Genomic DNA, 12,405 nt, shown 5'->3' with positions numbered 1-12,405 from the left:
ATCGGATATGACCACCCCTAAAATTGCGCTCGGCACATGGTCCTGGGGGGCTGGATTCGCGGGCGGGGATCAGGTTTTCGGAAACCACCTCGATCCGCAAGGCCTCCGCGTGGTGTTTAACGCTGCCATGGCCGCGGGCCTGACGCTTTGGGACACGGCGGCCGTTTACGGCATGGGTTCCTCAGAAACCCTGCTAGGGGAGTGCCTGCGTGCGTACCCTCGCCACCAGTACCTCCTGTCTACTAAGTTTACACCCCAGTTGGCGGGGGGCGGCGACAATCCCGTCGCCGACATGCTGGATCAAAGCCTTGCGCGACTTGGGACGGATTATGTGGACTATTACTGGATCCATAACCCGACGGCGGTGAACACCTGGACCGAGTATTTCGTGCCGCTTTTGAAAAGAGGCAAGGTGAAACATCTCGGTGTCTCTAATCATAATCTGCAAGACATTCAGCGGGTTAATGAAACGCTGGCGAAACATGGTGTCCGCCTGTCGGCGGTACAAAACCATTACAGTCTTCTCTACCGTTCTTCGGAGAAGGCAGGGATTTTGGATTATTGCCAGAATAATGACATTGCGTTCTTCGCCTACATGGTGCTGGAACAGGGGGCCCTGACGGGGCGATACACGGCAGCGACCCCGATGCCTGCCGGCAGTGGCCGCGGCGACAGGTACAATCCCATCCTACCGCAGTTGGAACCTCTGATTTCGGCTCTGCATCAAATAGGGCAGGGGCACGCTGCGTCAGTGGCACAGGTCGCCATCGCCTGGGCTATCGCTAAACACACCCTTCCTATCATCGGCGTCACCAGAGCTTCGCACGTAGAGGACGCCGCCAAAGCCTCAAAGCTTCAACTCACACCTGAGGAGATGGCTCGACTGGAGATATTGGCCGCCAGTGCCAATCTCGATACCCGAGGCGAGTGGGAACAGTCTATGAACTGATCCGGGTCGGTGAGCTTGGTTCAATACCGTTGCGCAGAGATAAGAGAGCCGACATAGTCTCGTCATGCCTGTAAACCGCTCTGACCTTGCCGACTTTAGTCACTTTCTGGCGATCGCCCGGCACCGCAACTTCCGGCGAGCCGGTCTTGAGCAGGGCGTCAGCGCCTCGGCGCTCAGCCATGCGTTGAAAGGGCTTGAGGCCAGGCTCGGCGTGAGACTGCTCAACCGCACAAACCGCAGTGTTACCCTGACCGCAGCCGGCGAAGAGCTATATAATGCTCTCAACGGTCCCTTCGCGGAGATCAGCGGTGCCGTTGATTCCCTCAATCGCTTCCGGGCAGCCCCTGCCGGGCGTATCCGGCTGAATGTCCTTGAACATGCCGCGTCCCTGCTACTGGCGCCCGTCTTGCCTGTTTTTGTCGATCTCTACCCAGATGTCGAGGTCGATGTCTCGGTTTCCAATCACATGCTCGACGTTATTGGTGAGGGCTTCGACGCGGGCATCCGCTACGGGGGCACTGTCCCGGAAGACATGATCGCCCGGCGTCTGTCGGCAGACATAGGCTGGCGCATTGTTGGATCACCCGAGTACCTAAACACGTACGGTGTGCCGCAACATCCGCAGGATCTGAAAGCCCACCGGTGCCTTCGGGTAAGACTGGGTGATGATACCCTTTACCGCTGGGAGTTCGAGCAGGCCGGTGAGGCGATCTCCCTCGACGTTCCGGGGGCGGTAACGATAGATGACACTCAGTTTGCCATTGCGCTGGCCCTTGGCGGAACTGCACTCGCCTATCTTCCTGAACCTTGCGTAAGGCCATTCATCGAAGACGGACGTCTCAAGACCGTTCTTCACGATTGGTCTCCCACTGGCGAGGGTTTCCACATCTACTATTCCGGACGCCGCCATCTTCCCAATGGTTTGCGTTTGCTGATTGACCTTATCCGTGAGGTGAAGCCTCTCGGACTGTAGTCGTGCGCGGTGAGCCGTGTTCATCGCCTCATGAAATGACCTATGGGTTATGGACCAGGGCTCTGATGGCTATTCTTCTTAGGCGGTGCATTCCTTGCCGCTCTGAGGAGGAAGCATGTTTGATCTGACGCCATCCGATGCCGAGACGCGTGATAACCCCTCCGACAAGGCGCACTGGAGTGGCGTTTGGGCGATGACTCTGTGTGTCGGCACGTTGATTGCGTCCGAGTTCATGCCTGTCAGCCTGCTTAGTCCATTAGCCCGCGACCTACATCTGACTGAAGGGGCGGCAGGGCAGGCCATTGCGATTTCCGGCCTGTTTGCGGTCATCACCAGCCTCTCTATTTCAACGCTGACGCGCGGCGTGGACCGCAAGTCTGTCTTGCTGGCCTTGACGCTTCTGATGGCGGTGGCAGGCCTTCTCGTTACACTGGCTCCCAACTATACAGTTTTGATGGCCGGTCGTGCGTGTCTTGGCATAGTGATTGGCGGCTTCTGGTCGATGTCGGCAGCGACGGTTATGCGACTGGTGCCACAAAAGGACGTCCCGAAAGCCTTGTCACTCCTGAATGGGGGCAATGCGCTCGCAACAACCATTGCCGCGCCACTTGGGAGCTTTCTGGGGCAGTATGTCGGCTGGCGTGGCGCGTTCTTTTTGGTCGTGCCCTGTGCCGCCGTTACCATCATCTGGCAGGGGTTGCGTTTGCCGCGTTTGCCCGAACAAAACGCCAAAAAGTCGAAATCCGCGATTGGCATTCTTTCCCTGCCGCAGGCCAAAAACGGCATGATCGCTGTCGCCTTTCTCTTCATGGGGCAATTCACCCTGTTCACCTACGTGCGTCCGTTTCTCGAGACCGTGACGCGGGCCAGTGTTCCCGCTCTATCGACCATCCTATTGCTGATGGGGCTGGCTGGGCTGGCGGGCAATGCCTTGTTTGCATCACGTCTCACCGGAAAAGTGCGGTCTACGCTTGTGGTCGCACCGACCGCTATGGCGGTTCTCGCTCTGGGTCTGGTGTGTTTCGGCATGGCGCCGCTCTGGGCAGCCCTAATGCTCATTATCTGGGGGCTAATCAGCACTATCCTGCCGGTCGCGTGGTGGTCGTGGCTGAGCCAGGCCTTTCCCAAAGACGCCGAACCCGCTGGAGGTCTGATGGTTGCCGTCATTCAACTTGCCATCACCCTGGGGGCATCCGTCGGGGGGGTGATTTATGACCATCTCGGATATGGCTGGACCTTTACGGTTGCCGCCGCCTTCCTTCTCCTCTCGCCGGTTGTCTTCCTTTTGCGTGTTCAACGCGCGCCTGTGCGCGCCTGATACGGACCCTTTTCATGACCTCAGAACATAGCAAATCATCCGGCGCTGTCCAGGTCATACGCAGAGCCGGTTCACAGCCGTCACAGCCGGGCCCGGCGGACTACTTTACCGGGCAGGTGCGCATTGATCCTTTGTTCCCGGCTCAGTCGGGTTCAAATGTCTCTGCGGCCCTTGTTACCTTTGAACCCGGCGCCCGGACGGCCTGGCACACCCATCCCATGGGGCAGAATCTGGTGATCCTTACAGGGGCTGGCTGGACGCAATGCGAAGGTGGCCCTCGTGTCGAAATCTATGCCGGAGACGTCGTATCCTGTCCCTGCGGGAAAAGGCACTGGCACGGGGCAACAGCGACCACAGCCATGAGCCACGTCGCTATTCAGGAGGCGTGCGATGGCACGCCCGTCACGTGGATGGAAAAGGTAACGGACGCCGAATACCTCGCATTACCTTCAGAAGACTGAGATAACTGATGAAGAGAAAAGAAGACATCAAACGACGCACCCTTTTAACCGCGCTGGCCGGGGCGACTTCATTTGCTTCGTCATCCCTGGCGACCGATAGGCGGCGGCCTGACAAAATCGTATTCGCCTTTAATGGGCAAATGATCTCCGTAACCCTGATAGATAATCCGACGTCTCGGGCACTGATGAAATTATTGCCGCTCAGCCTCACGATCGAAGATTATGCACACAACGAAAAGATCATAAGATTGCCGCAGAGGCTGCCAACAACGGGCAATGTGCCCTTTGCGCAAGAGGCTCCGGGTGACCTTTGTTATTTTGCACCGTGGGGAAATCTGGCGTTTTTCTATGCGGCCTATGAGTACTCATCAGGCCTCACCCGCATTGGAAAAATAGACGGCAATATCGCACCTCTTTTAAACAAGGGCACCTACAAACTCACGATACGCTGAAAGGGTGCGATCATGCCTTTGAAATTGACAGGCTCGCCGGAAATCGACGCCATTTAAAACTGGAATTTTCCAATTTATACCCTGGTTTCAGGACCCAAATGCATTCAAATCAAGCCGCCATGAGACTCTGGGTAACCTCAAGGACCGGCGGTGAGAAGGCAAGTAAGCCAATGGCGAGTTGGAGCGCCGTAAACACAAGGATCAAAACCAGATAGGCTGGATGAACCCGCCTTCTTTGTTGGATGTCATGGATCATGCCAAAGGCAACATACAAGACCATGCAGCCGAACACTGCCCAGGAGGCCAGGGGCCCGAGCAGTGGCATGGGCAGGGCCCGTCCAAAGGCCGGCGATATAACGAGTATGGTAGCGCCTAGCATCAGGCGCTTATGCCAGTCCGGGGAACTGCGCAATAGGATTGCCGCGGTAACAAGACCCAAAAAGACAAGCACCCCCAAACCATCAATGAGCAGGAACACGCTGGGTGGAAAGAATGGCGGTACAGCACCACGCTGAAGGCAGGCGATTGTCGTGAAAATCCCATAGCCTGTCATTAAGACCGCTAAACCGGCGCCGATAACTCCGAGCTTACGGTGAAGGGGCACTTTATCTGCCGCGACAAGCGCATTCTGCAGCAGGTAAAGCACAATCCAGCTTACAAAAATTGCCGCGTGTAAGTGCACATGAGCCGGAAAGATGCTGGTGTTGAAATTGTAACGCGCTGCGTTCAGGCCAAACCCTATGAAAACCGTGAGCGCCAGCAGAACAGCCATGCCGAGAAAAAACCGGCGGTCATTTGACGCCGGCACTTTCGGAAGCGTTATAGAGGCAGACGACATGAGGAGGCTCCTGTTGTGTTCATGACAGGTATGCGTCGAAAGGATGAACCGAAACAGGACCTGAACCTGATGAAAACCTGATTTTCTCGAGTGCAAAAGCCTGTTAGGCTTGCCGCCTTCTCCGTGAAAGCCATCCTCCTCCCTTATGTCCCGCCCGCTCGCCCAACTGACCGATCTGAACATTGGCCGGCTGCGGGTGAAACCGGCCGCTTGTGAGGTCACCCGCGAGACGAAGGTTTGGGTCATTGAGCCGCAGGTCATGCGCGTCTTGGCTTTACTTGGCTTGCATCATGGGCAGGTCGTTTCACGCGACGATTTGGTAAAGGCCTGCTGGGACGGCAGAGCCGTGAGCGAAGATGCCATTAACCGCGTCCTATCCCGTCTTCGCCAACTGGGCCGCGATAGTGGCGATTTCCATATTCGGACTGTGCGAAAAGTGGGATATCGCCTCGAGATCCTGGAACCTGAGACGGCGCCGGAAGAGACGATAACGGCTGCCCCCCCCACGCCCGCGGGACATCGCTCATCCATAAATAAGCTATGGCTACTCGGTGCAGGGGCCGCTGCGGCGTTGGTTCTTGCCATCATGCTCTGGTGGAGCACGACGCAGAGACCGCTTGTTCAGAAAGGCTTTAGTCTTGCCATTGCTGATATTCGCGCGGATGGACCCGCCGCGCTGCCGCCCGAAAGACTAAGGTCTCAGCTTACCCATACCTTGTCGCAAATGCGCGGCCTGAAACTGGTCGCGAAGACCAAAGGATCAGAAGGCGCCGACTACATACTGTCGGGTTATGTTAGCGGCACGCAAGCCTCGCCGAACATCGAACTTACGCTTAGCGAAACGCGTTCACACACCCAGATCTGGAGCGCCCGTTTCGATCAGGCCTTGATGAGCGAACCCACCGCACCTGAGCGTGCGGTTGCGGCCACTGCGAGGTATATGGCAGTCGTTCTTGGGCAGCGCGTGGTGGGCCCAAGGTCAACTGGAGACCCGCCTCCGGTCGAAGTGGCGACGCAGATAAATGAGGGGAAGCGCGCTCTCTCTCAGGCGCACGACGCCCGGCACAACCGTAACTGGCCGCGCTTTGATCAATTGATGGCCGAAGTGGATTCCCACGCAACGCGTGCGCTGGCGATAGAGCCGCAATCAGCCGGCGCGCTGATGCTAAAGTATGAAGTGGATGCCTTACCGCTCTATCCGCGTCCTGGTGAAAATCGGTCAGAGTTTGCCGAACGCCAGCAACGAGCCTTGAGCTTTGTGACCCGCGCAGTCACCTCTGATCCGGACAATCCTGAGGTGCTGGCCGCTGCGGGCCGCGATATGATGGAGCGCCAGAGATGGGACGATAGCGAACGGCTGCTGATACGGTCCGTGGCTATCGATCCCAATTCACGCGATGGCAACCTTTGGTACACCTATTATCTCGGTTTGATGAACCGTTGCGGTGAAGGCCTTAAATTCGCGCGTCTGTCGGCGGCGTTGGCACCTGACGATGTTTGGCGGCAACTGGCCGTTCCACGACTGATGCACTGTGCGGGTCGAAAGACGGACGCGGCAAAGATCTATGCTCGTCTTATCGATCACGACCGTGGCAATGTCTTCGTCCTGCGTGAATATTACCTCATGTTGCTAGCTCAGGAAGATGCACGGCCTCTGCGTCAATTGACGCGCCATGTGCGGCACGACCTTTGGCACAACAAACCACCCGAAGCCGTCGCCGGTTTCTTGCGGCGCATGGATTATGCGGCAGATGCCCTCGAAGGTAGGCCCTCGGAGTTTCACAAGATACTTGATGGCGAGCGCGCCTTCCTCGACAACCCAAAACTGGCCTCCGATGGATTTGGCAAAAGCGTTGGCGACAGGCTTTTTGTTCTGGGGGTTGAATACGGGCATACAGGTCAGCCGGATAAAGCCATCATCTGCCTTGACCGGGCGGTAGAGCAGTCTTCCCTTTACCTTCCTTGGGCTCTGCCCTACGGCGCTTCCCCAATGCCTCAATCACTCACCCTGCGGGCGGAATATCAGGCCATATGGCGCCGTTCACCGCAGATCGTCGAGTTGATCAGATATCGCAAGGGTGAGAGACACTGGGGCCGGTAAGCGGCGACACCTGATGGCCCAAAACAAGTCGCTCAGTCTGGATACAGATAGAGTTGTAGACGTTTTGCGCATCCTAAATCGGGCTTTAGGACGGTCGACAATGTTTGTTATCTGGATATCTTGATCCCGCCCCAAGTGTCCGCCGTGGAGGCGATTTGACACTTTGTCCTCGCGGCGGTGTTCGTCAGAAATCATCGGATTGTGCGGGCCAAAGATGCTCATATTTGCCGCTATCGGATCAACCGCCGCCTAAACCCGTAGCAACCCCTTGCGTATCTGATCCAGCCCCGCGGCCTCCATCAGGGCCTGCACATTTCCGCCGCCAAAGCCCGTGTGGCCTTTGCGCTGGATGATCTCAAAAAAGAGCTGACCGACGCCCGTTTCGCAGAACGCCTGTAGCAAAATACCTTCGCGGCGGGCATTGCCGTCGATCAGTACGCCGTTCTGGCGCAGCCGCGCGACATCCTCTTCATGGTGCGGGACCCGCGCGGCGATCAGGTCGTAATAGGGCTCGGGCACGGCCTGAAAACGCACGCCGCGGGCGCAGAGGGCTTCGACCGTCGCGTGAATATCGAAGGTTTCCAGCGCAATGTGCTGCACCCCTTCGCCACCGTGTGCCTCCAGAAAGGCCTCGGTGGCGCTGTAGGCCGAGCGGCTCTCGTTCAGCGGGATCCGGATGGGGCCCTGCGGGCAGATCAGGGCCTGTGTCTCCATGCCCGTGGCGTGGGCGTCGAGGTCGAGATAGCGCTGCGATTCAAAGCCCAGCACCCGCACGTAAAAATCGGCCCAGGTCTGCATCTGTCCCTTGCGCAGGGCGTAATTCAGGTGGTCGACGCCGATCAGGCCGGCGCCGTGGACCTGCACCACGGGCGGCCTGTGTAAGGCGCGCCAGCCGTCGAACACGTGCGCGCTCAGGTGCGTGTCGTCGATCAGGTAGATCAGAGTGCCACCTACGCCCTTCAGAGCCGGGACGTCTTCGGCGAACGGAGTTGTGAGGCCTTCGACCGCTTCGCCCCCATTTTGCAGGACCAGTCGTCTGGCGCGTTGAGCATCGCGAACGCGCAGGCCCATGCCGCATACGCGCGGCCCGTGTTGCGCCGCAAAGGCGGCGGCGTAGCCAGACGGTTCGGCATTGAGCACAAATCGGATGGCGCCCTGAACATACAGCCCGACGTTTTGCCAGCCGTGCCGCGCGGTTTCGACAAACCCGAGGCGCTCGAAGGTACCGGCCTGCTCCTCCGCCTTAGGGGTGGCGAATTCCACAAAGGCGATCCCTTCCAGTCCTAGAGGGTTTTCGCAGCTGAAAGCCATTGGTTCGTGATTTCTCGAATTGTCTTACAATTACATCAAACGAGAAATAGCCACCTGAGTCCAGTTAACCTTGCGTAATGAAGTCCTGTTATCTCGGGGCCTCGCCGGCGGAGTCGCGCACGATCAGGCTGTGAGCCGTCATGTAAGTCGCCGCTGTGCCGCTGCTAAAATTGGCATCCCAGTTATCGAGCGCCTGCACGACGCGGCGCGACATGTCGAGATAGGGCTGAGCGATGGTGGTCAGTGCGGGCCACACGGCGGCGGCGATCGGGGCGTCGTCAAAGCCTATGACCGACAAGTCGCCGGGGATGCTCAAACCGCGTTTGTGGGCCGCCACGCTAACCGCCGCCGCCGTTTCGTCATTGGCGGCGAAGATCGCTGTCGGCGGCTGGGGCAGGGACAACAGCGCTTCGGCGGCTTCGACCCCTTTGCGGAACTGAAAATCTCCAGCGACCATTAGCTCCGGCTCCGGGCGCGACAGGCCCGCGGCGTCGTAGGCTTCAAAGAGGCCCTGACGGCGCAGGATGGCTGCCGAATGGTCCGGGTGGCCGCTAATGTGGCCGATGCGTCGATGACCCAGAGCAAACAGATGCTCAATCACCTCACGCGCGGCAGCGCGGTCGTCCATAACTACCGAGGGAAAATGCGGATCGAAGACCGATGGGGCGATCAGCACGGCGCGCGCTTCTCGTTGGCGCAGATGCGCCTTTAGCGGTGCAAAATCACAAAGCGGCGGCAACAGGATGAGGTCGCGCACCCGCCCTTCGTCGAGGAAGCGATCCAGCCGTTCGGCCCAGCCGGGCTGCATGTCGAACAATTCGACGCTGATGTGCTTCCCAGCCTCCATACAGGCGGTCAAAAGCGCGTGGTGAAAGCGGCTGAGATAGCCCGAAACCGGGTCTTCGAGCAGCAGTCCAAGCGAGCTGGCCCCGCCTAGGCGCAACTGCCGCGCTGAGGCATTGGGGGTGTACTCAAGCGCCTTCATGGCCGCCTGCACCTGAGCGCGCGTTTCAGGCCTGACCCGGTCGGGCTCATTGAGCACCCGCGACACAGTCTTTGCCGAAACGCCGGCCATGCGGGACACATCATAAATCGTCGTCATGGTCTAAGGCTAACAGCAAGCGGAGAGTGGGGGAAGGGCGATAGGCACAGAAACGAAAAAGGCCCGCCTCCGGGGGAAGCGGGCCGCGTAAAATTTAAAGGTCGCCCCTTAGAGGTAGCGGCGTAGCGACCGCGACAGTTCGGTGCCGGTGTCCTTCTTCTTCTTTTGCTGCGGCTGGTAGGCGACGCGCGAATGTTCGACGCAGTAGGGAATGCCGTCGGCGGCGCGGCGGCCGCAGAAGGTGAATTCGTCAGATGACGGATCACCGATCGGCCACTTGCACATCTTGGAGCCGAGTGTCAGGACCGTAGCGGTACCCGGACCTTCAATCACCGGCACGGCAGGCACCTGTACCGCGGGGCGCGTGGCAGGTTCGACCGACACACGGCGCGGGGCGGGTTGCGGCGCGGGCTGTGCCTGGGCGGCGGGACGCGGCGGCTTGGCGGGCTTATAAAGCGGACGGGCCGGTTGCGAGGGCGCCGCACGACCCGACAGGCCGAGACGGTGTACTTTACCGATAACGGCATTGCGCGTTACGCCGCCAAGGGTCTTGGCGATCTGACTGGCGGAGTGGCCTTCCTGCCATAGCTTTTTCAGCGTTTCGACCCGTTCGTCTGTCCAGCTCATGGTCAAGCCTCCGTCCCCTAAATGACGGGCGCGCCCGTCAAGCCTCAGTACTAGATATGGATTCGCCGATTACGATAAAACCGGCCTCCATACCGCTAATCGTAAACAAAAAGTTAAAAACCGCAATATCTAGTGTTTCGCCTGTTGGGGGATGTCCACAGCAATCTATATTTAGTGTTTCGTTGTGGAAAAGTACGCCTTTCCACAAATGTGATCCACAGATTTCAGAGTGCTGGCTATTTATCCCCTGCGCACATTGAGTCGCATGGCCGCCCTGTGGAGCAAATGGCGACGGGGTAGGGTTCGTGTTGACAGAGACGGGCACGCTGAGGCATTAGAGCGGGACGTCGAAAGGCCTTACGGCTTCCAAAAAGTTCTGCACACTTTTTGGGAAAGGATTTTTGGCGCTGGCCTTGCCGCCTCAGACGCGGGTGTAGCTCAATGGTAGAGCAGCAGCTTCCCAAGCTGAATACGAGGGTTCGATTCCCTTCACCCGCTCCATATATTTGGATTCTTTTAAGTTTCTGAAAAATAAAGATTATTTTTCACGATTTTGGCCTGTGTAGGTTCTGTGTAGAAAAATTTAGAGATTCGACCGACACGGATTTCCAGGTTCTCCGACGGTTTTTGCGCGTTGATCGGGCCTCTCACTTCATACAGCCGTCTGACTATCGCCCTGCAAATGATGACACCCTAGCTGTGCCGCAGCGTAGCATGCGAGCGATAACGGCATCGGCAGGTAGTTCAGCCCTTAGCAACAGCGATAGACATATCGGAAACGATGAACCAGCGGCCATGGACAGCCTTCGCGGTTAGCGGCGTGAGGGTGTGCGCTCCCAGCATGCCAAATCAGGCGATTGCGTGGTTCAAATATCTTGCTGGTCTAGGACCTGACAAACTGCAGCAACGGCTCCATGTCGTGGTTGTCCGCTGCACGCAAGGCGGCGATGTAGAGCCGACGCGTGTCGCTCGCGTTGACGAGATTGACACGCCCCCAGGTGAAGCGCTCACGGCCAAGCGCATGCAACAGAAGATCGGTGGCGAGGCGCGCGTGACGACCGTTGCCGTTGGGAAACGGGTGGATGAACACCAAACGATGATGAAAGCGCGCGGCGATTTCATCCGGCGGGAAGGTGTTGTATTCGACCCAGTACCGGACATCGCCGACGAGCTGCGCCAGCTCCATTTCGATGCGGTACGGTTCGACGCCGATGTTGCGCTCGGTCTGCCGGATTTTCCCGGCCCAGCGCCAGACCTTACCCAGCATGCGCTTGTGGAGTGATTTGAGGAACATCTCATCGAGCACGTTGCGAATACGTTTGAAGGCCCATTGCTCCGCGTCGAAGATGTTTGCTTGTTCCGCCTCGTTCAGTTCGGAACGCTGGGTGATGTAGGATGGAATTAAATCGTCCCGCTCTTCGCGCGTGAGTGGCGTTGCCGCATCATCCTGCTCGAACAGCGGGTCACTCATTCAACCTCCCAAATCGTGTTGTCGCCTTTGGCGATCATTTCTGCGGCAAGGCGCTGAATTTGCTCTTGATGCATCCGGCTCGGAAGCGACTGCGCTTCAAGCGCCATGGTGTGGCTGGTGGGCTTGAGCTTCCGCGCTGCCGCGTTCAGTGCGTGTTCCTGCACCATCTGCTCCAGAGGCTGGCGGGGCACGAAGGCATAGACCAGCTCACAGTCAAGCGCTCTTGCCGCGCGCTCTAACGATTCAAGCGTGATGGATTTGTTTTCTTCGGCCTTTTCCATCGCGACGACGCGCGGCTGCGACACACCGAGGCGCTGCGCCATCTGGCGCGTGGTCATGCCCAACACTTCACGGATGGCGCGCGCCCAGCTACCGGGCACCTTGAAAGCGTCAACGTCCACCGCTTGTAAGCGGCGGTCGAGTGCACTCCGGCCAAGGATGCGCATGTCAGGATGCATGTTTGGTCCATACTGCTATAATGCAAAGATTATCAAATCATACATCTTCGATAATCCAAAAGCTATTAAAAACAATAAATTTGATAGTCTTTAAGTTATCAAAAGAAAGGTTTGTTTAGCCTAAAAGTTGTCGGTAGGCGCTAATTCACGAGGAAGGCGTTGGGTTTCCTAGGGGTGCGCTGAAGGCCCTAGGTAAACGAGCAACTCCATTGTGGCCATTGAAGCGCCGTGTCTACAGGTGCGGCTAGGTGCACGCAATGATCGCCAAGACGCACTTTCGTATGGCCAGACGGCATGCCGCCGGTCTCTCCTCCGTGGCAGTGTAAGGGTAAAGCTGTGGGCAC

General features: G+C 58.0%; 12 protein-coding genes and 1 tRNA gene. 7 read left to right on the top strand and 6 right to left on the bottom strand.

Annotation, left to right across the window (positions count from 1 at the left end):
• The first annotated feature begins 7 nt into the window (after positions 1–7).
• The 5 genes from ASTEX_RS10260 to ASTEX_RS10240 all read left to right on the top strand — a co-directional run bounded on the left by ASTEX_RS10260 (position 8) and on the right by ASTEX_RS10240 (position 4,153).
• Entirely contained in the window at positions 8–949 is a 942-nt protein-coding gene (locus ASTEX_RS10260; RefSeq protein ID WP_013479556.1) for an aldo/keto reductase, read from the top strand.
• A 64-nt stretch (positions 950–1,013) separates the two neighbouring features.
• The gene (locus tag ASTEX_RS10255; protein WP_013479555.1) at positions 1,014–1,922 is read left to right on the top strand and encodes a LysR family transcriptional regulator; all 909 of its coding nucleotides are present in this window, start codon (positions 1,014–1,016) and stop codon (positions 1,920–1,922) included.
• A gap of 115 nt (positions 1,923–2,037) precedes the next feature.
• Positions 2,038–3,240 (top strand): MFS transporter, encoded by a 1,203-nt coding sequence (locus ASTEX_RS10250; RefSeq protein ID WP_013479554.1) that lies wholly within the window; start codon positions 2,038–2,040, stop codon positions 3,238–3,240.
• Between the two features lie 14 nt (positions 3,241–3,254).
• Positions 3,255–3,701, top strand: coding sequence for a (R)-mandelonitrile lyase (locus tag ASTEX_RS10245; protein ID WP_013479553.1), 447 nt, complete (start codon positions 3,255–3,257; stop codon positions 3,699–3,701).
• A gap of 8 nt (positions 3,702–3,709) precedes the next feature.
• Positions 3,710–4,153, top strand: coding sequence for a cyclophilin-like fold protein (locus ASTEX_RS10240; RefSeq protein WP_013479552.1), 444 nt, complete (start codon positions 3,710–3,712; stop codon positions 4,151–4,153).
• Between the two features lie 109 nt (positions 4,154–4,262).
• On the opposite strand, the gene ASTEX_RS10235 is transcribed toward ASTEX_RS10240, so the two are convergent.
• Positions 4,263–4,991, bottom strand: coding sequence for a hypothetical protein (locus ASTEX_RS10235; protein WP_013479551.1), 729 nt, complete (start codon positions 4,989–4,991; stop codon positions 4,263–4,265).
• Positions 4,992–5,187: 196 nt separating this feature from the next.
• Here ASTEX_RS10235 and ASTEX_RS10230 point away from each other — a divergent pair, with 196 nt between their 5' ends.
• Positions 5,188–7,092, top strand: a complete 1,905-nt coding sequence (locus tag ASTEX_RS10230) for a winged helix-turn-helix domain-containing protein (RefSeq protein WP_168148096.1) — start codon at positions 5,188–5,190, stop codon at positions 7,090–7,092.
• 249 nt (positions 7,093–7,341) lie between these two features.
• Here the strand turns inward: ASTEX_RS10230 and hppD are convergent, their stop codons facing one another.
• The 3 genes from hppD to gcrA form a co-directional block, all read right to left on the bottom strand.
• The gene (hppD, locus tag ASTEX_RS10225; protein WP_013479549.1) at positions 7,342–8,403 is read right to left on the bottom strand and encodes a 4-hydroxyphenylpyruvate dioxygenase; all 1,062 of its coding nucleotides are present in this window, start codon (positions 8,401–8,403) and stop codon (positions 7,342–7,344) included.
• An 88-nt stretch (positions 8,404–8,491) separates the two neighbouring features.
• Positions 8,492–9,505, bottom strand: coding sequence for a LacI family DNA-binding transcriptional regulator (locus ASTEX_RS10220; protein WP_013479548.1), 1,014 nt, complete (start codon positions 9,503–9,505; stop codon positions 8,492–8,494).
• A 108-nt stretch (positions 9,506–9,613) separates the two neighbouring features.
• Entirely contained in the window at positions 9,614–10,132 is a 519-nt protein-coding gene (gene gcrA, locus ASTEX_RS10215) for a cell cycle sigma 70 cofactor GcrA (protein WP_013479547.1), read from the bottom strand.
• 427 nt (positions 10,133–10,559) lie between these two features.
• Between gcrA and ASTEX_RS10210 the strand changes: the two genes are divergently transcribed.
• Positions 10,560–10,633 (top strand) — tRNA-Gly (locus tag ASTEX_RS10210).
• Between the two features lie 382 nt (positions 10,634–11,015).
• On the opposite strand, the gene ASTEX_RS10205 is transcribed toward ASTEX_RS10210, so the two are convergent.
• Positions 11,016–11,603 (bottom strand): mobile mystery protein B, encoded by a 588-nt coding sequence (locus ASTEX_RS10205; RefSeq protein ID WP_013479546.1) that lies wholly within the window; start codon positions 11,601–11,603, stop codon positions 11,016–11,018.
• On the bottom strand, positions 11,600–12,061 hold the full coding sequence (locus tag ASTEX_RS10200) for a mobile mystery protein A (RefSeq protein WP_013479545.1): 462 nt from the start codon (positions 12,059–12,061) through the stop codon (positions 11,600–11,602). Before ASTEX_RS10200 ends, ASTEX_RS10205 begins: the two co-directional genes overlap by 4 nt.
• Between the last annotated feature and the right edge of the window lie 344 nt (positions 12,062–12,405).

The sequence above is a fragment of the Asticcacaulis excentricus CB 48 genome (assembly GCF_000175215.2).
Classification (GTDB): domain Bacteria; phylum Pseudomonadota; class Alphaproteobacteria; order Caulobacterales; family Caulobacteraceae; genus Asticcacaulis; species Asticcacaulis excentricus.
This window is presented reverse-complemented; position numbering and strand designations above follow the sequence as displayed.